The sequence below is a fragment of the Treponema sp. R80B11-R83G3 genome (assembly GCF_054786115.1).
This window is the reverse complement of the sequence record NZ_BDHF01000081.1, coordinates 81857-104472: the sequence shown is the minus strand read 5'-3', so window position 1 is coordinate 104472 and position 22616 is coordinate 81857. Positions and strand designations below refer to the sequence as shown.

General features: G+C 44.0%; 18 protein-coding genes. 12 read left to right on the top strand and 6 right to left on the bottom strand.

The features are described 5' to 3' along the window. From ACYVRH_RS10370 to ACYVRH_RS10360, 3 genes are all read left to right on the top strand, one after another. The coding region (locus tag ACYVRH_RS10370) for a chitobiase/beta-hexosaminidase C-terminal domain-containing protein (RefSeq protein WP_461256835.1) at positions 1-1890 on the top strand (1890 nt) is incomplete at its 5' end. A 223-nt stretch (positions 1891-2113) separates the two neighbouring features. Beyond that, positions 2114-3133 carry a PDDEXK nuclease domain-containing protein gene (locus tag ACYVRH_RS10365; protein WP_461256834.1) on the top strand — a complete coding sequence of 340 codons (1020 nt, stop codon included), beginning with the start codon at positions 2114-2116 and terminating at the stop codon, positions 3131-3133. 479 nt (positions 3134-3612) lie between these two features. After that, positions 3613-5040: a chitobiase/beta-hexosaminidase C-terminal domain-containing protein gene (locus ACYVRH_RS10360; RefSeq protein ID WP_461256833.1), complete on the top strand. Its 1428-nt coding sequence runs from the start codon at positions 3613-3615 to the stop codon at positions 5038-5040. Positions 5041-5433: 393 nt separating this feature from the next. Here ACYVRH_RS10360 and ACYVRH_RS10355 read toward each other — a convergent pair whose 3' ends face one another. Both ACYVRH_RS10355 and ACYVRH_RS10350 read right to left on the bottom strand, forming a co-directional pair. Further along, positions 5434-6303, bottom strand: a complete 870-nt coding sequence (locus ACYVRH_RS10355) for a hypothetical protein (RefSeq protein WP_461256832.1) — start codon at positions 6301-6303, stop codon at positions 5434-5436. Positions 6304-6522: 219 nt separating this feature from the next. Beyond that, positions 6523-7863 (bottom strand): ATP-binding protein, encoded by a 1341-nt coding sequence (locus ACYVRH_RS10350; RefSeq protein WP_461256831.1) that lies wholly within the window; start codon positions 7861-7863, stop codon positions 6523-6525. Between the two features lie 220 nt (positions 7864-8083). On the opposite strand from ACYVRH_RS10350, the gene ACYVRH_RS10345 reads away from it, so the two are divergent. Then, positions 8084-8905, top strand: a complete 822-nt coding sequence (locus ACYVRH_RS10345) for a leucine-rich repeat domain-containing protein (protein WP_461256830.1) — start codon at positions 8084-8086, stop codon at positions 8903-8905. Between the two features lie 321 nt (positions 8906-9226). Here ACYVRH_RS10345 and ACYVRH_RS10340 read toward each other — a convergent pair whose 3' ends face one another. Beyond that, on the bottom strand, positions 9227-10174 hold the full coding sequence (locus ACYVRH_RS10340; RefSeq protein WP_461256829.1) for an Rpn family recombination-promoting nuclease/putative transposase: 948 nt from the start codon (positions 10172-10174) through the stop codon (positions 9227-9229). A 132-nt stretch (positions 10175-10306) separates the two neighbouring features. On the opposite strand from ACYVRH_RS10340, the gene ACYVRH_RS10335 reads away from it, so the two are divergent. The 7 genes from ACYVRH_RS10335 (at position 10307) to ACYVRH_RS10305 (ending at position 20125) form a co-directional block, all read left to right on the top strand. After that, on the top strand, positions 10307-11359 hold the full coding sequence (locus ACYVRH_RS10335; protein WP_461256828.1) for an L-threonylcarbamoyladenylate synthase: 1053 nt from the start codon (positions 10307-10309) through the stop codon (positions 11357-11359). A gap of 112 nt (positions 11360-11471) precedes the next feature. Further along, the gene (locus ACYVRH_RS10330; protein ID WP_461256827.1) at positions 11472-15083 is read left to right on the top strand and encodes a vitamin B12-dependent ribonucleotide reductase; all 3612 of its coding nucleotides are present in this window, start codon (positions 11472-11474) and stop codon (positions 15081-15083) included. 19 nt (positions 15084-15102) lie between these two features. After that, entirely contained in the window at positions 15103-15732 is a 630-nt protein-coding gene (locus tag ACYVRH_RS10325; protein WP_461256826.1) for an adenylate kinase, read from the top strand. Between the two features lie 50 nt (positions 15733-15782). Further along, a complete protein-coding gene (locus ACYVRH_RS10320; RefSeq protein ID WP_461256825.1) occupies positions 15783-16364 on the top strand; it encodes a helix-turn-helix domain-containing protein in 582 nt (193 codons plus the stop codon). Positions 16365-16376: 12 nt separating this feature from the next. Further along, positions 16377-18023, top strand: coding sequence for an AMP-binding protein (locus ACYVRH_RS10315; RefSeq protein ID WP_461256824.1), 1647 nt, complete (start codon positions 16377-16379; stop codon positions 18021-18023). Between the two features lie 75 nt (positions 18024-18098). Further along, positions 18099-19094: a diguanylate cyclase domain-containing protein gene (locus tag ACYVRH_RS10310; protein WP_461256823.1), complete on the top strand. Its 996-nt coding sequence runs from the start codon at positions 18099-18101 to the stop codon at positions 19092-19094. Continuing rightward, the gene (locus tag ACYVRH_RS10305) at positions 19091-20125 is read left to right on the top strand and encodes a diguanylate cyclase (protein WP_461256822.1); all 1035 of its coding nucleotides are present in this window, start codon (positions 19091-19093) and stop codon (positions 20123-20125) included. The genes ACYVRH_RS10310 and ACYVRH_RS10305 overlap by 4 nt, the downstream gene beginning before the upstream one ends. Here the strand turns inward: ACYVRH_RS10305 and ACYVRH_RS10300 are convergent. After that, a complete protein-coding gene (locus ACYVRH_RS10300) occupies positions 20112-20543 on the bottom strand; it encodes an ORF6N domain-containing protein (RefSeq protein ID WP_461256821.1) in 432 nt (143 codons plus the stop codon). The genes ACYVRH_RS10305 and ACYVRH_RS10300 overlap by 14 nt on opposite strands. A gap of 9 nt (positions 20544-20552) precedes the next feature. Further along, the gene (locus tag ACYVRH_RS10295; protein ID WP_461256820.1) at positions 20553-20648 is read right to left on the bottom strand and encodes an ORF6N domain-containing protein; all 96 of its coding nucleotides are present in this window, start codon (positions 20646-20648) and stop codon (positions 20553-20555) included. Between the two features lie 106 nt (positions 20649-20754). On the opposite strand from ACYVRH_RS10295, the gene melA reads away from it, so the two are divergent. After that, complete coding sequence (gene melA, locus ACYVRH_RS10290; protein WP_461256819.1) at positions 20755-22077, top strand: alpha-galactosidase; 1323 nt, start codon at positions 20755-20757, stop codon at positions 22075-22077. A 15-nt stretch (positions 22078-22092) separates the two neighbouring features. On the opposite strand, the gene ACYVRH_RS10285 is transcribed toward melA, so the two are convergent. Next, positions 22093-22479: an outer membrane protein assembly factor BamD gene (locus ACYVRH_RS10285; protein WP_461256818.1), complete on the bottom strand. Its 387-nt coding sequence runs from the start codon at positions 22477-22479 to the stop codon at positions 22093-22095. Positions 22480-22616 lie beyond the last annotated feature (137 nt).

Genomic DNA, 22616 nt, shown 5'->3' with positions numbered 1-22616 from the left:
GTCGAATTTACAAGTGACCATAAATTAAAAATAGGCACAAAAATATATTATTATGAGACAACCGCAACCAAAATTACTCTTAAACAAAATCAAAGCGATAGTAGACCGTATAAAGAGACAAATTATACTATTACCGATACCAATAAATTGAATATTGCAACAAGAGCTGATCTCCTTTTGGCAGGAGATTACACCAGAGTTACAAGCGGCAGTAGTGATCCAGGCACAGGGGGAGGAGCAGACACAATTTTGGATATGCCTGTGGCAACTCCGAATGGTGGAAATTACATCAACGGGCAAACTGCGAGTGTAACCCTTAGCTGCACTACAGCAGATGCGGCTATATATTACACTACAAACGGCAATGACCCAACTACAAGCAGTCCTTCTTACGTATCAGGTTCCTTTATTTCCATAACTTCACAAACAGACGCGACAATTGTGTTAAAGGCCTATGCCGTTAAACCTAACATGATTGACAGCGATGTAATGACTGCCAATTTTGTTTTTGCCGCGCCGCACATTGATGTGGCAACGCCTACGGCAAATCCAGATGGGGGAACTTATTTAACCACGGATACTCCAACTGTAACCCTTGCCACCGCTACAACAGGGGCGATAATTTATTACACTCTAAATAACACTACTCCAACAGTAATCAACGGTACTCCGTACTCAGTTCCCTTTATTATAACCCCCCCAACAACAGGGACCACAGTTACGCTACAAGCCATAGCAGCCAAAGATGGCTCTTTCAGCAGTGTACTTACCAAGACATTTACCTTTAATCCGCCGTCAGCCACTACTGTCGCAACGCCTACGGCAGATCCGCCTGGGGGAAGTTACACCACTTCTAATACTGTAAGTGTAACCCTTGCAACTACAACGTCAGATGCGGCAATTTATTACACCCTTGATGGCACTACCCCAACGGCAAGCAGTACTGCTTACACAACGCCCGTTTCTATTACTTCAACAACAGCCGCCACAAAAACGCTAAAAGCCATAGCAATCAAAGATAGCGTTTCAAGCAATACACTTACCGCAACCTATGTCTTTACAGCGTCAAATACGGTTACCAGTAACGCAGATTCCGGCACGGGAACATTACGTAATTTGATAGGTAGCACGCCTGCTGGGGGTATAATCGAAATTGGTTCATCAGTAACAATAATTGAATTGAATACTCAGATAGACATTACCAAAAACGTAACCATTTTAGGAAACGGCGTAATTATTAAACCGAGCGGTACCTATCCGAATACAGGTAAATCATTATTACAAATTCAAAGCAATACTTCTGCGCCAATTGTAACTATTAGCCGTGTTCATTTTAAAAGCGGCAAAGATAATAGCTCAGGTGGCGCAGGCGCCGCTATTTATAATAGAGGAACCCTCACTTTAGAATCCTGTATCTTTACTTTAAATACTACAGGAAAAGGCGGCGCTATTTCTAACACAGAAAACTCTACGAAGGTGAATGGCTGCACATTCTACACTAACACAGCCACAGTTAGCGGCGGAGCGATATATATTAACGCCGGAACTCTTACCCTGACTGGAAATCTGTTCTGTGGAAACACCGCTCCCGCCAACAAAGGACCTGCGGTATTCCGCGAAGGCGGGACTGTAACTTCAGGCGGTTACAATGTATCTGATGTCGCGCTGGTACAATACAGTTCAGGCAGTTGGACGGGGGGGCAAACAACTGACAAGTTGCTCTCGGCATTAGGTATCAACGATACACCGTTTAATACAGACACTCTTGCGCCTCCTATTGGTTCTGCTCTGGAGGGTGTTATGCCTTCGACGGCCATTCAAGGCTTCCCAACCACAGACTTTAACGGTCATACCAGAAATTGGCCTGGAGCGCCGGGTGCTTTGAAGTAAGAGAGTAAACAGCAAATTAAGAAAGCCGTCCGTTTGGGCGGCTTTTTTTTCTTCGTGATCTTTGTATCTTGGTGTTCTTTGTGTGAGTCTCTTTGGAAAAAATTCCCTTTTTGTGAGAAATTTTTTCAAAAAATTTTTAAAAACAGTCAAGCAAAACCGCTACCTCGCACCCATATAGGATATATCAATTTTTGATATAAAACCTTGTTTTCGGGAGTAAACTATGCCGACAGAAAAAAGTGAAACCGTTGTATCATTTGAGGAAGTTATCTCAATTATAGAACATGCCCGTGAAAACGCCTTTCGTGCGATAAACCATGAATTAATCTCTATGTATTGGGAAATCGGGCGTTTTATTAATGAAAAAGTTACCATTGCCAACTGGGGAAAATCGGTCGTTCAGGAGTTTTCACGGTTTATCCAATCTCACTTTAAGGGCATAAAAGGCTTTTCGCCTCAAAATATCTGGCGAATGAAGCAATTCTATGAAACCTATGCCGGAAACGAAAAACTCTCACCAATGGTGAGAGAAACTAGCTGGACGAACAATATCATTATTATGATGGCGGCTAAATCCGATGAGGAGCGGGAATTTTATTTGTTGCTTTCTGCGAAGAATAACTACTCCAAACGCGAACTGGAACGTCAGATTGACAGTGGTCTATATGAGCGGACGATGATTTCCAACGAAAAAAATCAATTGTTTCTGTCTCGAAATGCCGGATTGACCGCATTGCGTGATAGTTATGTACTGGAGTTTCTTGATGTTCCTGAACGCCATAATGAAAAAGAACTGCGCAAGGCAATTATTGCTAATTTACGGGATTTTATACTTGAATTCGGGAAAAACTTCTCGTTTATCGGCGAAGAATATCGTGTGCAAGTCGGTAATACGGATTTCAACATAGACCTGTTATTTTATAACCGTGAGCTTTCCTGTTTGGTTGCAATTGAGTTAAAAATAGGGCATTTTAAGCCGGAGCATTTAGGACAACTTGAATTTTACCTTGAAGCCCTTGATAGTGACGTAAAAAAGCAGAATGAAAATCCAAGTGTTGGCTTAATTTTATGTTCAAAGAAAGACAATGCTGTTGTAGAGTATGCGCTTAGACGCAGTATGTCGCCGGCAATGATAGCTAATTACCAGACGCATTTACCGGAGAAAACGCTGCTTACAAGCAAACTCCGCGAATTGCGCGAGTTGGCGGAGGCGGAAGGTTTGGTTGATGATGAAGAAGACTGAGATACCAGCTCATAAATAAGCGACTTGGTTTACTCTTTTTTTGCCATAAGATTCACACAAAGATCACAAAGACGCTAAATAAACGCACGGCATAGCCGTGTAGATGAAAAATGCTGCACAGCGTAGCACCAATAAAGGTCGCCGTCTGTAATAAAAGCAAGGTTGCCTTTGGGCAACCGCTAGTGCGCAAAGAACACAAAGGAGGGAAAGGTTTTGTCCGCTATCTTATCGTGAAATTTCAAGTTAAGCCCTCGTACAAAAACCACCTATTCCCCTCTTCTTTTGGGGAAAAAACCGCGAAAATATATTGAAAAAAAATGATTATTAAGATATATTAGGGTTAATAAAATCAATTATTTATGGCGGTCAAAGACTGCCGCCGCCTGAGGGCGGAAAATTAGGAGGAAAGAATGAAAAGTAGAAAAGTGTGGGTGGGAATACCGTTAATTATTCTGGTATTCACAGTTGTATTTGGAGTAATGCTGACAAGTTGTGATGATCAGATTACAGAAGAACAGCTTCTTGGAAAATGGTACACAAAAGAAGCCTTGCAAGCTTCAGAGCCTAGACCGTCTTTTGAATTTCAAAGCGGCCAGAAAGTGTTGTCAGGCGGCGAAACGTATACGTATGAGAGAGGAGCGCAGAATGTCTTTACGTTTAAGTTAGCAAGGAACAATCAACCGAACGGACAAGCCACATTTGCATTTGACCCTGACGGTGAAGAATTGACCATCTCAAGCTCACAAAATGCTCCCTTAAAGAATGGAAAATACTACCAGATTGGTGCAACTGTTGATCAAAGTGACTCTACGGCAATACCTTCGGCATACCCGCCCGGAGGAATTTACACCGAAGGGCAATCTGTAACCCTTAGTACAACAACATCAGGCGCGACCATCAAATATACTACAGGCACAAATGCAGGTGACCCAATTAACGGTACTACATACTCATCCCCAATTTTGATAAGCTCTACTACTACACTAAGAGCTATTGCTGTAAAAGATAACGTTTATAGTGATGAACTTTTCCAAGAGTACACAATCTCATCATCGTCATCATCATCATCAAATATAACTAGTAATGCCGATGCCGGCGAGGGATCATTACGCGCTGCTATTGCGGCCGCGCAAGATGGAGATACAATAACACTTAATCTATCAGGAAATAAAACCATTTCATTGAAATCATGCATAGATATAACTAAAAACATTATTATTGAAGGTGGCAGCGCGGTTATCACACGGGACAGTACATGGCCGGATAATATTAGCGGTTCATTCTTTGAAATAAAGGAAGGCAAGACGGTAAGTATTAATCGTGTTCATTTTAAGGGCGGCAGAGAATTAAATGCCAGCTTTGGTTTAGGCGGCGCTATTTATAATATTGGAACTCTCACTGTAACATCCTGTATCTTCAACGACAATCGGGCAAACTATGGCGGCGCTATTTATACAACAAGCAAGTCCCTATCTACTACGGTGAGAGGATGCACATTCTACAATAACACAGCCACAAAGTGGGGCGGAGCGATTTTTGTAGGCGGTGGAAGTCTTTTCCTAACAGGGAACCTGTTCTATGGAAATACAGCCACCGATTGGGGACCTATAGTTGACCAAAGTACTGCTGTTGCTTCCGCGAAGGTATATTCACGCGGCTACAATGTGGTTGATAAAGAGGATGGAACCGGAAAAACTCAATGCGGTTGGACGTCTGCAGAGGGTGACCAAAGACTTGGCACTGGTTCTTTGAGTAGTCTTACAACCGTTCCGTTTAATGTAACCACTTTCGAGCCTTCAACCACTTTGAAAAACTTCATAACTACGACTCCTGCTGGCTTCCCATCAACGGACTTTAATGGCGCTACCAGAAATGGAGTGCCTGGCGCTGTGAACGCTACTAACTAAGATTGAGCAAACAGTAAATAAAGAAAGCCGTCCGTTTGGGCGGCTTTTTTGTGTGGGTTACGGGAGGGTTCTCACACGAAGAAAGAGGGGAAGAATTTTTACCACGAGCCAACACGAACAACGACAAGATATGTGCAAAAAGTTCGTGGTGGCCTGCCTGACCACTCCAGAGTGGTCAGGTGAATGTGGGTCGTGGTAGAAATTTTTCTTTTGGACACCTCCGCCATTGCGTACGAACAAGAAGCGAACAAAAACTTGTTGCAATTACTCTTAGCTTACTAAAAACAAACTATCTGCTAATCACTAACTACTAACCACTAGCCACTTCCTTCGCTGTATCCCAATTCCATTTTGTCGTCAGCATACTCATTATCTCCTTGGCGTGTTTTTCCATTAGCTCTTTCCACTAACCACTTTTTCCTGATACAATGTTTTTACCTTTTCAGGATCAAGCTGAGTAGCCAATATAACTGTTTCAATAGGAAGCCCCAGTTTAACCATGTTTTGCGCAATACTGAACGATTTTCGTTCTTCCCATTTGGCAGCCAAGCCTGTTTCTTCAATCACTTGATCAAACCTATTTTTCATTTTTATTTTCTCCTTCAAAGCCGCATCATTTACTCCGGCTATTACATAAAAATATGCGCCTAACCGCGCCGCTTTTCCTTGCCGTTCTATTTCATCACTTACCCACGAAAACTCATCATACCCCAGTTTATTGCTCAGGCTTTTTAACCACAGGTTCTCTTCCGCAGAAAGCCTGCTGCTGTCAATTACCTGTATGGGTAATATGTCCCCGCTTACAGTATATATCCCTAAACCAGTTTCCGCAACATTATAACCACGCTCATATTTTAAATGTTTCAGCAGTTTTTTGGGGTAACGGCTTTCTACAAAAGAAACCGTCAGACTGGTTATGGGCACCTTGTTAAACGACGCGTAAAGGCAGGCATAACCGTAAACTTTGTAGAAATCGGCTACAGACACATAATCCCCAGGGCTTTTGTATTCCAGAAGATTCCACTCCCTGAATATGACGGCGATGTTCTTTTTAATAATCGCGTTTTTCGCTTTTTTTATGACAAGGCAGTCTATCCGCAAAGGCTCGGAAGTGAGCTGGTATTCGGGATGAAATTCCAGAATGTCCTGATACTCATGAAGTTCCATTTGCAGGGCTTCCACAAAAGCGGGGTGCCATGAGATACGCGCTGAGTCTGAATCCATGTTTTCTTCCATGTTCATTTTCTTTTTTACCGTCGGCATAGTTTACTCCCGGAAACAATGTTTATATCAAAAGTTGATATCCCTATATGGGTGCGAAGGTGGCGTTTTGCTTGACTGAAAAATGTAGTTTTTTTGGAAATTTTTTTTACCATGAACTCGCTAAATAAACTTACGGCTTCCTCTTCCTTTGTGTTCTTCTCTTTCTTAGCGTTCTTAGTGTGAAATTCTTAGTGTGAAGTTTTTGGATTGTTAAGGAGTTTACTTCCTTACAATATTCCCAATTGCATATAACGGATAAATGTCAATATTCTCATAACGTCCGAAATTTTCCAAAGATGTCCGTATGCCCCTATTAATATGCTTTTCTTTCATAAAAAGACGGAGGCTTTGCATACTGCCTTGAGTTCCCGATTTAACTTCTATGGGAATAATGCTGGAACCTTTCTGAACGACAAAATCAACTTGGGCCTTACCCTGTGAAGAACCGGGGCTGGCAGATCTCTGCCAGTAGAATAATTCCTGTAAGGCAAAACAGGAAGAGGCTTTTAATAATTCAAGCCCTGTAAAAATTTCCGCCAAAGAACCGCGATTAACGGCTGAAAAATCATTGGCGGGCAATATTTCAGAACGGAGGCCGAGGGTATGCAAAAAGAGACCGGTATCGCAGGGAATAATCCGGCGGTATTTCCTGTTTGCTTCGGCGCCAAGGGGAATGCCGTTAGCGGCGGTATGAGTAACAGGATGAACAAGCCCCGCCATAATAAGGAGTTCAAGCGCTTGCTTGACCGCCGCACTTGGACTGCCGGGGGCGGCTCGTTCATATACAAACTTTCCTTCAGTTTGATGCATTACAGATTCAAAAACTTTATTAAGAAGCAGAAGCGGGATGCGTTTATGGTATTTGGCAAAGTCTGTTTTTAACACGGTTATTAGATCATTCAAAACAAGTTCGCCGCTAAGCAAATCCCGTTTCCGCGCATATTGTGAAACGGCTTCAGGCATTCCTCCGCAAAGTAAAAATAGTTTAAATCTGCCCACAACCTGCTGATGAATGGGTTCGGCAAGCGGTTTTTCAGGAGAAGCGGTCTTAATAGCTTCGCAGAGGTCTTCTTCATTTAAGGCGGTTAAAAATTCATCAAACCCAAAAGGATACATAAAAAGGGAACGAATGCGTCCCACGCCAAATGACGGTATTTCTTCAAGGGCAAATTCCAGAAGAGATCCGGCGGCGGCTATATGAAGTTCGGCATACTTTTCATAAAAATAGCAAAGTTTTGCCAATGCAGATTGGCAACTTTGAATCTCATCAAAGAAAAGCAGAGTTTCTCCCGGAATTATCGGCGTATGGTAATAAAGCGCAAGTTGTTCACAGATTTCCTGAGGGGAAAGAGAGGTTTCAAAAAAACTTCTTACCTCTTTGTTTTCATCAAAGTTTATCTCGATAAAATTTTTAAAATGCGTCCCTAATTGTTTTATAGCGGAGGACTTTCCTACTTGTCTTGCCCCCCGCAAGAGTAAAGGTTTCCTGTCAGGCTGTTTTTCCCGACTCCATGAGAGGAGTATTTCATCGATATTTCGTTTTAAATACTTTGTTTCCATTTTTCCTTACCCAAAAATAGCATACTTTTATAGAAAATTCAACCCAAAAACAGCGTAGTTTCAAAGATAATTCAACCTAAAATTTTTCGAATTTCTACCACGAACCACACGAACCAACACGAACAACGACAAGATATGTGCAAAAAGTTCGTGTGGTTCGTGGTAAAAATCGTGATAAAAATCCCCTTGAATTGCCATTAAGCTCGGCATTATAATTAATATGATGAAAAAAGCGCTTTTTTTACTGTTTTTATTCCTCACCGCAGTTGTTTTTGCCGACAGCGGACTGCAAATAAAGGTGGAAGATAACAGTTCCGGCCTTACAATTATCGGTTCTACGGGCAGGGCGGATTCCCTGTCAATTCCCGAAACCATTGACGGCAAAAAAGTTACCATAATAAGCAATGGCGCTTTTATCGGGAAGGGGTTAAAAGAGGTTACTATTCCCGATTCTGTAACCGTTATCGGGGACGGCTCGTTTTCTTTTAACAGTCTGGAAACTGTAACAATAGGGAATAATGTTACTACTATCGGCAGGGGAGCGTTTAGCGGTAATAAGCTGGCTACTGTAACATTGGGTTCAAAAATTAGCGTCATCGGCAAGGGGGCTTTTTCCAACAATATGCTGGAAGCCGTTACCTTGCCCGCCTCCGTGACGGTAATTGATGATTATGCGTTTTTTAACAATAAAATTAAAACAATTGATATTCCCGCAAGCGTTACAACGATAGGGGAGGGCGCTTTTTCCGGCAATAAATTTACCTCGATAGTGATTGGCAGCGGAGTAACAACAATAAGGGACGGCGCGTTTTACAATAATTTTATAACAAGCGTTACAATTCCAGCTTCCCTAAAGACTTTGGGCAGCAAGGTTTTTGACGCTCGCCCGTCAGACGGACGGATCAGGGGCAATATAGTTTATACCGACGTTAGCGGAAAAGTCCTGTATACGACCGCAAAGAATTTTGACGCATTCTATTCCTCTAATGGTAAAAAATCCGGCAAGTATCTGTTGAGTGACGGCAATTGGAAGATGGAATAAGGGAAGAGGGAAAAAGTTTTTTGTTCGCTGGCCGTATTCTAAGCCATTCAAAGGGAACTTTTTTATATCATATTTTGGCAATTATCTCCGAGGATAGCCCGGTATACTTACTTATTTGAGACACAGGCATATTGTCAGCTTTCATTTTTCGGGCATTTTTAAGCTTTTCTTTTTTACGGGCTTTACGCTAGGCAGTCACCAATTCGTCCTGATAGTCCATGTCGCATTTTATGCGATATGACTCGCGTATATAATCCAATTTCCTTTGCGTGAAGCCTTTCATTGTTTTTACCGCCATCGCTATGCCCTCCTCTTTATTGATTATCTCTGTTTTAAATCTTTAATTTTCTCTAAAGAGAGTCCTGTAATTTCATGAACAAATTTAAAGGAAGAACCTTTTGCAAGCAAATTTTTCGCGATTATTAGTTTTTCTTCTTCGCGGCCTCTTTTACGGCCTTCTCTGTGGCCATTTTTACGGGCTTTACGCTGGACGGTTACCACTTCGTCTTGATAGTCCATATCGCATTTTATCCGATACGATTCGCGTATGTAGTCTAATTCTTTCTGCGTGAAGCCTTTCATGGTTTTTACCGCCATCGCTATGCCCTCCTCTCTATTTATTATATCAACAATTTTAGCCCTTTTTTCGGAATCTGTCAAATATTCAAAAAACACAGCCCATAGTTCCGCAGTTGTCATCTTTTCAATCGGTTTTTCGGCTATGGGTTTCGTCTTTTCCAGTTCAACGGTTATTATTTTGGTTTTTCCGCCAAGAGAGATTTGGGTTTTGGGATCATAATAGAAAAATTCGTGTATAAGGTCTTTGTCGGGAAAAAATTTTTTCTTTGCTAGAATGGCGATTTGATACGTTTTTTTCAAATCGATATAATTTTTTCCTTTTCCGTGAAGCTCCTGTCCTGCGAATAATCTCGCGGCGTGGTACTCAAGACGCACAAGTTCATTTGCTTTTGGGTTAAAAGACATTTCCACGTTTATCGGCTCGCCTTTTTTGGTTTTGCAGGCGATGTCGAAACGCAGATACCGCTGCCGCAGGTCGCTGACGGGCGGTTCGTTGGCGGTGATTGTGTCCACCTTGATAACGCTGCCTATAAGCGCCGAGATCAGATCGGATAGCGCGGCTCTAGATTTTGCTGTGTCTCTGGTGAATACGGCTTTGAATACCGGGTCGTGGCGGATGTCAAAGACTTGCGTCCCGCCCTCGAAAGGGAAGGGTCCCCACTCGTACTGGGTAGGATTTTGATTTTTCATTTACTCTCCTTAACAACAATTTTGTTGTTACTTATATATGGCGTGCAGATGTATGGCGCTTGACCGAAAATTAATTTTTTTAACTTTTTTCCGCTTGTCGGTATTCCGGTAATTATTGTATTCTTTATTAATATGAATTTTTTTTCAGTTTCAGATGACTCTCTCCAAAAAGCGGCGCAAATTCTGCGTGATGGGGGGCTTGTCGCGTTTCCTACTGAGACGGTCTACGGGCTTGGAGCGGACGCTTTTAACGCCTCGGCTATCGCGAAAATTTTTGAGGTAAAAAACCGGCCTCATTTTGATCCGCTCATTATTCACATTGCCGCGCTTGACGCTCTTGAAAAGGCGGCGGATTTTTCAGTATTAAGTAAAGAAACACGGCAAAAACTTTTTTTGCTGGCGGAGAATCTTTGGCCGGGACCGCTTTCCATTGTTTTGCCTAAAAATAAAAAAATACCCGGAATTGCCACCGCTGGATTGGAAACCGCAGCTATCCGTTTTCCCGATCATGATGTGGCGCGAGAACTTATTGCGCTTTCTTCGGGAGCGGTGGCGGCTCCTAGCGCCAACCCGTTCGGCTCATTAAGCCCTACAAGAGCGGAACATGTGCGCGATAAACTTGGCGATAGGGTAGATATGATCCTCGACGGTGGCCCCACCCGTATCGGGCTTGAATCTACCGTGATCGACATAACGGGCGGTACTGGTGAATCCCGTTGCGGCGAAGGTTCCCATCCGTCATGCGTAAAAATACTCAGGCCGGGCGGCACGCCGAAAGAGGCAATTGAAAAATTGATAGGAGCGGTTGAGGACGGCTCTCCTGTTACGGATGTTTCCAAAGGTCTTGCCTCTCCCGGGCAGTTAAAAAGCCATTACGCTCCTAATGCGTCGCTTGTCGCATTTAATATGGAAGATATTGAAAAAATTGCGTATGAAAAAGATAGCGGATTCATTTTTTTTGACGGGTCAGCTAGGGAGACTTGGATTTCCGCCCAAAAACCGCCAAAATCGGCTGTTATTAGGGTTCTTTCCGAGACAGGGCAGATTTTGGAAGCGGCATCGCGCTTTTTTGATACTCTTCATGAGATGGACAATGGTAAAATATTAAGAATATTTGCGCAATTAGCACCTCAAGAGGGGCTTGGAAACGCGATAAATGACAGAATTTTTCACGCTTGCGCATAAAAAATAAAATTTATTTCTTTTATCTTGCCACACCGCTTTATATGGTGTATACTCAAAAAAAACAACGCTATCTGTGTGGTCATGCCGCGCTTGATATAAAAAGGATTTGGGGATGAAAATTCAACGTTTTTTCACTGACTGCGAAAGCGGTCCGTATTTTGATATTGTTTGGGAACGGCGCAAGAGCGAGATTAGAAACCCGAATGGCAAACCGATTTTTTCCGAGGACACTGTAATTGTGCCGGCGTTCTGGAGTCAAATTGCCGCAGATATTATCGCGCAAAAATACTTCCGTAAAGCAGGAGTCCCAAAGAATAAAATCTATGAATGGAAGAAATGGGCAAAAACGGGAAATAATTCCGAGGATCCGGGAAATACCCTGCCAGAAGACGGCGCGGAACATGACGCTCGTCAGGTTTTTCACCGCCTTGCCTACACATGGCTTGAGTGGGGCAGGCAGAACAAATACTTTGAAAGTCAGGAAGACGAAAAGGCCTTTTATGATGAAACCTGTTATATGCTTGCCCATCAATATGCCGCGCCTAACAGTCCGCAATGGTTCAATACCGGTTTGTATTCCGTGTACGGGATCGACGGCCCGGCGCAGGGGCATTACTATTTTGATCCCGCGCAGGGAAAAGTTGTTAAGTCTGAAAGCGCCTATAAACGCCCACAGCCCCACGCCTGTTTTATCCTCTCTATAGACGACAATCTTGTAAATGAGGGCGGCATCATGGATCTTATGACCCGTGAAGCCAGATTGTTTAAGTACGGTTCGGGAACGGGTTCTAATTTTTCCCGCATCAGGGGAGTGAACGAAATTCTTTCAGGCGGCGGGGTTTCATCGGGGCTTTTGTCGTTCTTAAAAATCGGCGACAGGTCGGCGTCGGCAATTAAGTCGGGAGGCACGACCAGACGCGCCGCCAAGATGGTTACGCTCGATGTTGACCATCCCGACGTAGAAAAGTACATAAATTGGAAAGCGGCGGAGGAGCATAAAGTCGCTTCCATGGTAACGGGGTCTTTGATACTGAAAAAACATATCGATGCGATTAAGAGGGCTTTGTCTGGTTTTAGGGGGCCTGAAGACGATAAATTTAACACCGAGAAAAACCATGAGCTTGCGATGGTTTTAAGAGCGGCGTTAGGTGATAAAATACCGCCGTCCTACCTGTACCAGCAGTTGCGCCGACTTGAGCAGGGCGATGAAGAGGTCGATGTTTCCCAGTACTCCACATCTTGGGACGATGAGGCTTATAATACCGTTTCCGGGCAGAGTTCTAATAACAGTCTGCGCCTTAGCGATGATTTTATGAAAGCGGTATTAAATGACGAAGATTGGCAGTTAAAAAGCAGAACGGTGGGAGATACGGTTAAAATCGTAAAGGCGCGAAAACTTTGGTCGGATATAGCGAAGACAAGCTGGCAGTGCGCCGACCCCGGCCTTCAATACCACACTACTATTAACGACTGGCACACATGTCCCGCAGGCGGCGAGATACGCGCTTCAAATCCGTGTTCGGAATACATGTTTCTTGACGATACCGCCTGCAACCTCGCGTCAATAAACCTTGCCGCGTTATACGATAAAAGAAAAAAGGAATTTAATGTTGACGGATACCTTCACGCGATTGACATCTGGACTACTGTTCTTGAAATCTCCGTAGTAATGGCGCAGTTTCCGTCTTCGCGTATTGCGGAGCTTTCCTATCAATACCGTACGCTGGGCTTAGGTTATGCCAACCTTGGAACGCTCCTTATGATTATGGGGCTTGCCTACGATTCAGATCAGGGGCGCTCGGTAGCGGCGGCGCTTTCCGCGCTTCTTTCAGGCGAAGCATACGCGCAATCCGCCCGCATGGCACAGGAGCACGGCTCGTTCGCGCGTTACGGTGAAAATGCGGAAAATATGTTGCGCGTTATACGCAACCACAGGCGGGCGGCCAACAACGCCGTTGACGGCGAGTATGAGGGGCTTCACACGATTCCCAGGGGAATAGATCCCGCCCATTGCCCGGCTTATCTTTTGAACGCGGCAAAATCCGCATGGGATAGGGCGCTTGAATTGGGCAAAGCTCACGGGTACCGCAACGCGCAGGTTACCGCAATCGCGCCCACCGGCACAATAGGCCTTTTAATGGATTGCGACACCACGGGAATTGAGCCTGATTTCGCGCTTGTTAAATTTAAAAAACTCGCCGGCGGCGGCTATTTTAAGATTATCAATCAATCAGTGCCTCCCGCCCTTGAAAATTTAGGCTATTCGCCTCAGGCTATCGAAGAAATTGTCGCCTACGCCACCGGCAGAAAAACGTTAAAAGGCGCTCCCGCGATAAACCATGAAACTCTTAAAGCAAAAGGTTTTACAAATGAAGCCCTTGCCGCAATTGAAGACGCGGTAAAAACTGCTCTTAATCTTGACGGCGTTTTTAATCCGTATATACTTGGCAAATCGTTTGTCGAGGAAACCCTTAATATCCCTGAATCCACATGGTCGCTTCAAGGGTTCAGTCTTCTTAAACACCTCGGTTTCAGCTCTCAGGATATTGAAGACGCGGAATTGTTCGCCTGCGGCACAATGGGTCTTGAGGGCGCTCCCGGCCTTAAAAAAGATCATTACGCCGTTTTTGACACGGCGGCTCCTTCCGGCAGGAAGGGAAAACGCTCCATATCATGGACAGCCCATATCGGCATGATGGCGGCGGTACAGCCCTTCATTTCCGGAGCGATTTCCAAAACCATAAATATGCCCAATTCCGCCAATTACGACGACGTAAAAGGCGCGTATATGCTCTCGTGGAAAAACGCGCTAAAAGCCGTCGCCCTTTACAGGGACGGTTCCAAGCTTTCACAGCCGCTTAACACTTTCGCCCCGGGAACCGATCCGTTAGCTGACACTATCCTTAAAGTTGAAAAAGGACTGGAGCTTCCCGCGTCGGCTCCTGATAAAAGAAAAACTGCGAACCTGCGGGGGCTTCGCAAGTCTTTGCCGAACCGCAGAATGGGATACACTCAAAAAGCGAAAATCGGCGGACACTCGATTTTTATCAGAACCGGCGAATATGAAGACGGCAGTCTTGGAGAAATTTTTCTTGACATGCACAAGGAAGGCGCCGCTTTCAGAAGCTTGTTGAATAGTTTTGCCATTACCGTTTCTCTTGGACTGCAATACGGCGTACCCTTGGAAGAATATGTAGACGCGTTCACGTTCAGCAGATTTGAGCCAAACGGCTTGGTGCAGGGGCATGATTATGTAAAGATGGCGACAAGCGTAATTGATTATGTTTTCCGCGATTTGGCGATTAGCTATCTTAAACGCAGTGACTTGGGGCAGGTAAAGCCAGAAGACCTTGTAGCCACAGCAATGAAAAGCGAAACAGAAACGCCGGATCAAAAAGGACGCGGCGAAAAAAACAGCGCCGGTTTCAGGCCAAACAGCGTTACGGTTCCGGCGGTTAAGCCCGTAAAACAACAGCCGCAGGGCAATTTGGGAAACGCCCCCAAGGGATTATCCGCGTTTTCGCCAGCTACGGCCCAGCCTCAGGCGCAAGTCGCGGTAATGGAAGGTTCTTATCCGCAGGAAAACGAAGTAATAAAAATCGTGCAGGCGCGCATAAAGGGCTATGAGGGAGACCCCTGCTCTTCATGCGGTTCGTTTACTTTGGTTAGAAACGGAACCTGTATGAAGTGCGATACTTGCGGCAGTACCACAGGGTGTTCCTGATATAAACAAGGAGTAAATTATGAATTTGATTTTTTTAGGCCCTCCCGGCGCGGGTAAGGGAACTTTGGCAGTAAGAGTCGTGGAGATGCTTGGGATACCCCAGATAAGCACCGGTTCAATTTTTCGCGCTGCGATAGCGGACGGGACTCCGCTTGGCCTAAAAGTTAAATCCGTCATTGATTCGGGAAAACTTGTAGACGATGAAACTACAATCGCGCTTGTTAAAGAGCGTTTTACCAAGGACGATGTAAAAAAAGGGTATATATTGGACGGCTTCCCCCGGACAATTCCGCAGGCTGAGGCGTTAGCCGATTTTTCAAAAGTAGACAAGGTTATCAATTTTGACATTCCCGATTCGGGCGTGCTTGAGCGTCTTGGAGGGCGGAGGGTATGCAGAAAATGCGGATACAATTTTCACGCGGTTTTTAACAAGCCAAAAAAAGAAGGAGTTTGCGATTACTGCGGCGGAGAAGTGTACATCCGCGACGATGACAAACCGGAAGCCGTTCAAAAGCGCCTTGAAGTTTACCGCTCCCAGACCGCCCCGTTAATCGATTACTATCGTAAAAAAGGACTGCTTTTAGACATAGACGCAAGCCCGATGATAGACGAAATTGTCGTCAATTTTAAAAAAGCTCTGGGAATATAAATAGCGTCCGCTACCTTGCAAAAGACGATAAAAAAAAATAATATGTCAATATGGAAACACATACACCGGGCGAGCGTATCGCCGAAATACGCAAAACTTATCAAGTCAGCAGGGAAGACCTTGCCGAACGCAGCGGCGTATCAGTAGAACTGATCTCAAGAATTGAAGATGACGGGCATATTCCAGACCTTGCGCCGTTAATTAAAATTTCCAGGGGGCTGGGCGTTCGCCTAGGCACGCTTCTTGACGACCATGAAAAACTTGGTCCTGTTATTTGCAGAGTTGGGGAAGCCGCTTCCTCAAGCCGTTTTAAAACAGGTTTGCCTGAAGGAGCTGCGGCGGACGAACATCACGGTCTTAACTTTAACGCGCTTGCCGCTGATAAAAGCGGACGTCACATGGAGCCGTTTATCGTAACAATCGAAGCTGACGCGCATCAGGAAAAATCATCCCACGAGGGCGAAGAATTTATCTATGTAATGGATGGGAAAATGGCGTTTGAATACGGCACTGGAAAAGATACCTTAAACGCGGGGGATTCCGTTTATTACGATTCTATCGTGCCTCATTGCGTTTATTCCGCAGATAACAAGGCGGTAAAAATACTGGCTGTAATTTATACGCCGGCTTAAGAGGGCTCCATTATGGAATTTATAGAAAAGACTCTCACTCAAGTTTTAAAAGATAAAGCCGCCGCGCATCCGGATCACGATTTTCTTGTCTATTCTGACCGCAACCTCCGTTTTACTTACGCGGAATTTGATAAAAGAGTGGACGACTTCGCGAAGGGACTGCTCTCCATCGGCGTAAAAAAAGGCGACAACGTTGGCATTTGGGCTACAAACGTGCCTGATTGGAACACCGTGCTTTTCGCTTGCGCTAGAATTGGCGCCGTTCTTGTTACCGTAAATACCGGCTACAAAACCCATGAATTGGAATATGTGCTGAAACAATCCGACATGGTATGCCTGTGCCTTACAAACGGCTGGCGCGATTCCGATTATATAGGAATGGTAAACGATCTTGTGCCGGAACTTAAAACGACGCAAAGAGGGCAGATTAATTCTCCCAGATTCCCGTTCTTAAAATATGTCGTGCATATTGGCCAGCAAAAACACAGGGGGATGTTCACTTCAAGCGAAGTTTTGCTGTTAGGCCAGCATACCGATTCGGCGTTGTTAAGCGAAATTGAAAAAACGCTTGATACCAACGATGTTGTAAATATGCAGTATACGTCGGGTACTACGGGTTTCCCAAAGGGCGTAATGCTAACCCACAGAAACATTCTTAACAACGGGCTTGGCATCGGCGACAACCAGCGCCTTACTGAAAAAGACATTGTATGCCTTCCCGTGCCGCTGTTCCACTGTTTCGGTCTTGTGCTTGGGATGATGGCGATACTGACGCACGGCTCCACAGCCGCTATGATAGAGTGGTTCGATCCCCTGCTTGTGCTTGCTACAATTCAAAAGGAAAAATGCACCGCCGTTTATGGGGTGCCGACAATGTTCATCGCGGAGCTTAATCATCCCATGTTCAAGATGTTTGATCTTTCCAGCCTGCGCACCGGCATTATGGCGGGTTCCCCCTGTCCGATTGAAGCGATGCGCCAGGTAATTGATCTTATGTACATGAAGGAAGTCACTATCTGTTACGGGCTGACTGAATCATCGCCCGTTATGACCCAGACGCGCTACGATGACGACATTATCGTGAAAGTGGAAACCGTAGGCCGCGCCCTGCCCGGCGTGGAAGTTACAATCCGCGACCCTGAAACCGGCGAAGAATGTCCCGATGGCGTGCATGGGGAGTTCTGTTGCCGTGGCTACAATTCAATGAAAGGTTACTACAAACTGCCGGAGGCGACCGACCAATGTATCGACAAAAACGGCTGGCTTCATTCGGGCGACAGGGGCGTAAAAGACGAGAATGGCAACTTTAAGGTGACAGGCCGTTTAAAAGACATGATAATCCGGGGAGGAGAGAACATTTCTCCCAAAGAAGTGGAGGACTTTTTGTACACAATGCCGGGCGTCAAGGACGTGCAGGTAGTCGGGGTTACCAGTGAAAAATACGGCGAAGAAGTCGCCGCTTTTGTCATTCTTCACCATGACGTAAAAATGAACGTGGAAGACGTGCGCGACTATTGCAGGGATAAAATAGGCAGGTATAAAATACCCAAATATGTGTTTTTTGTGGACAATTACCCCCTTACATCAAGCGGAAAGATACAAAAGTACCTATTACGCGAGATGGGGAATAAACTGGTTCAGGAGCAGGCAAAGGGCTAGAGTTTTTTTGTATATTCTTCATTATTGCTATTTAGACCACTCGACTTTTTTTTGGAAATATGTCATAATTCAATAATGGACGCAGTTAAAATCGATCCTGAATTGATAAAAAAAGTTGAATTGTTTTCCAGCCTCGAGCAAAAAGAGATTGACTTTGTAATCTCACATTCAGCTTGGCTTCATCTTTCCAAAAGCGCACTTTTGTTCTCTTCAGGAGAAAAAGCCTCTCAGTTTTATATTTTAACAAGCGGGGAAATCCGCGTATTTAATAAAAGAGACGACGGCAGTGAAGAAGAAATGGCGCATTTTACAGCAGGTGATACAATCGGCGACTTTGACTTCGCGCGCGGGGCCGAATATGACGCTTATGCCGAAGCCGCGATGGATTCCGCTCTTATCGTCTTTCCGAATGCCGGTTTAACATTAGAATCTCTCGCGCAGGAAGATACTCAATCCGTTTGCAGTATTCTTCTAAACGCCATTATTATGATGACGGGGCGCATAAAATCGACGTATAAACTAATTTTGAATAATATGTCGTGGGTACAGGAACTTCACAGGCGGGCTTACGAAGACGCGGGAACGGGGCTTTGGAAACAGATACTTATTAAAGATGAAATTATAAACGCGCTGAATGGTTCTGCGGCATTGATCATGCTTAAACCTGACAGGTTTAAAACATTGGTTGATTCAAGGGGGCACAGCGCGGGAGACGAGGCTATGATCAGAATAGCGATTATACTTAAAAACATTACAAGGCAAATCGGGCATGGCTGGGCGCTTCGTTTTAAAAGCAATGAAGTCGGACTTATTATTAATAACTGCGGAACTGCACAAGCGGAAGAAATAGCCCTTGAATTGTATGAATTTATTAACGACATGGACTCAGTCCCCCCTCAAGATGATATTCCCGAATTTAATTTTTCCGCTACAATATCATGGGCCGTCTGGCCGGAAGACGGAGCTGATTGGGAAACGTTTTTTAACGGAAATTACAGCTCTCTTTTGGACAATTGGAAAGACGGCGGCAACAGGGTAGTTCATTATTCAAAAGAGGCGGCAAAAACATGAGCGAAAATAATATGAGCGAAAAAACATTACCATTTCTGTCCGTATCACTTGACGTTTCATTAACCGGCATACCGCTTTTTTCCGGATTTGATGAAAATGAATATAGTACCGTCGCTAAATTATTGAAAGTGGTATACGCGAAAAAAGACGACGTTATTTTCAGGGAAGGCGACAAAGGTGAAGATATGTTTATCCTTTTGTCAGGTTTATTAAGCGCGTTTGGCGCCCAATCAGACGGGAATCAAAGGTGGTTATTTGACATAAAACCTTGTGATTTTTTCGGTGAGATGTCGATAATTGCGCATGAACCGCGCTCTGCGACAATAAGCGCAAAAGATGATTCCGTTGTATTGATGCTGAACACGGTTGATTTTTTCAGAATAATTACCGATTACCCGATAATTGGCTATAAAATACTCAGAACTATCGGTACCGTACAAAATCAATGGTTAAGCCAGTCGTCAAAGTCCTACAACGATTTAATCCGGTGGGGCGAAAACGCGCGCAGAAGGGCAATCACTGACGAAATGACAGGGTTGTACAACCGCCGTTTCCTTGAAGAATCCATCAAGGAACGTTTTAATAATTCATTTATGAATTTACGCATTATGTCCCTGTTAATGATGGATCTTGACAAGATACACGGCATAAATGACCGTTATGGCCCCAAAGCGGGCGATATAATAATTACGTCATGCGCCCAGATAATCCGCGATTGTCTGCGGCCTGGTGATATTCCGGCGCGGCTTTCAGGAGACGAGTTTGCGATTCTTCTTCCCGATACCGATAAGAAAGACGCGGCTACGGTTGCCGAAAAAATTAGAAAACATATTGAAGACAACCAAGTTAAAGTTCCTTCCGCTCCCGGCGCAACCGATACCGTGACAATCGGCACAAGGACAAGCATTGGCATAGCAATTGCCCCCGCACACGCGAATACAATGGAAAAGTTTGAAGAAACTGCGGATGCCGCCCTGCGTAAAGCTAAAGAACTTGGCAGAAACAGGGTTGAAGTTTTTAATCAGGACTAAAACCTATTCTCCGTTTTGGTTTTGGCGGGGTTTCGATCAGATTACTCAATTTGGTAATAATTTCGTTAATAATTTCCGCATGTTTTGAAAAATTGTGTTTTGTGTCGTCTATATGCAGTATCAGTATTTTTTCTAAATAGTCTAATTTTTCACGTACAGGTTTAGCAATATAACGCCGCATTTCAATAAAAGCTTTTACAACGGAAATATTTACTTGTGTGGCAATTTTACTGTTCAAAACGGAAGATAGCATTATTACGCCATGTTCCGTAAAAGCAAAAGGCAAATATCTTCGTCCGCCGCGACCGTCTTTTGAGGTCACAAATTGTGACCTCAAAAACTCATATTCTTCCTCTGTCAATTGAAACATAAATTCCGGTGGAAAACGGTTTATATTACGCTTAACCGCTTGATTCAATACCTTGGTTTACACCTGATAAATTTTTGCCAAGTCCGCGTCCAGCATGACCTGATACCCGCGAATCTCATAAATCATTGCTTTAATTCTTTTCAAGACATTCATCTTTTATAATCATTAACAAAATTTTTTAAAAAGTCAATGAAAAAAAGCCGTGTTAATCATCTGTGCGTTTTTTTGCATTTGTGGTAAAATTGTTTAAGGAGATGCCATGTTGAAAATTACTTTTTTAGGCGCGGGCAGCACTATTTTTGTCCGTAATGTGTTGGGCGATAGCATGTCAAGCGAGGCTTTGCGCGAATGTGAAATCGCTTTGTACGATATTGACGCTCAAAGACTGAAAGAAAGCGAGCGTATTTTGTCCGCCATAAATAAAGGTAAGGGCGGGTATTCAAAAATTTCCTGTTACGCGGGTATTGAAAACCTTGAAAAAGCTTTAAAGGGCGCTTCTTTTGCCGTGAACGCTATTCAAGTTGGCGGTTATGATCCCGCCACAATCGCTGATTTTGAAATCCCTAAGAAATACGGGTTGCGCCAAACGATAGGCGACACTCTAGGCATCGGCGGCATAATGCGCGCCCTTCGGACAATTCCTGTTTTAGAGCAATTTGCCCGCGTTATGGAAAAAGTTTGCCCGGATGCGTGGTTTCTCAATTACACCAATCCAATGGCTATGCTGACCGGTTTTATGCAGAGATATACGGGCGTGAAAACTGTCGGTCTTTGCCACAGCGTGCAGGTGTGTTCTCAGCACTTGCTGGAATCGCTTAATATGAGTGACAAGCTCGCTGGGCGGCGCGAATTAATAGCGGGAATTAACCACATGGGATGGCTTTTGGATATCCGCGATAAAGACGGCGTTGATCTGTATCCTGAAATACGGCGGAGGGCTAAGGCAAAAAACTCAGGCGAAAAACACAACGATATGGTACGTTACGATTACATTGATAAACTTGGCTATTACTGCACCGAATCAAGCGAGCATAACGCAGAATATAATCCTTTTTACATCAAATCAAAATATCCGCAATTAATCGATGATTTTAAAATACCGTTAGATGAATATCCGCGCAGATGTATAGCTCAGATTGAAGGCTGGAAAGCCGAATATGAAAACCTTACAAAGAAAGAGATTATTGAACACGATAGGTCGCGCGAATACGCATCTTATATAATGGAATCCATTGTTACGGGAAATCCGTATAAAATCGGCGGAAATGTGTTAAACTCAGGCGGAAGTATCGAAAATTTGCCGCAGCAGGCCTGCGTCGAAGTTCCCTGTCTTGTAGACGGTTCAGGCATTAGGGCGTGCCATGCCGGGAAACTGCCCGTCCAGCTTGCCGCGATGAATATGACGCACATCAATGTCCATTTAATTGCCATTGAAGCCGCAGTGACAAAAAAAAGGGAACACATCTACCACGCCGCAATGCTTGATCCTCACACCGCAGCGGAACTTTCAATAGACGATATTCGCAAAATGACTGACGAATTGCTGGAAGCGCATAAAAACTGGCTCCCTGAGTATAGATAGGGAATGGGGAATAATTTATTTTTTACGCTTTTCTTTTTCTTCAATATTGCTAATGACTATTTGTGAAAGTTTCTTAAAATGCTTGGGAAGTAATTCTTCATCGGGAGAATTATAATATGCAAGAACACCGTTAAACTCTTCTTTGGCTTGTTCGTATTTTTTTTCTTTATAATGGATAAAAGCGATATGATATTCCGCTGTTATAATAAGGTCTATATTACTTTGATTGCGATCATGCAAAGCCTGATAATACTGTATTGCTACTTTGTAACGGTTCCTGTCCATAGCTTCATGGGCGCGTTGAATCAATTCCGCAGGGGACAAATCCTCGCTTATGTTTGCCATTGACTCGCATGAGAAAAATAAAAGCGCTAAAATCAACGCAAAATAAAGTCTATTCATAATAAAATTATATCCTTATCATCTTTCTTAGTAAAGGCATTCAGGAAGCATAAGTTACACAGTTTTTCTCTATAATTCGTAAAGATTTATGTTTCTTTAAGGAATAATTGACCATTCGTCCAAAAAGGTGCATAATT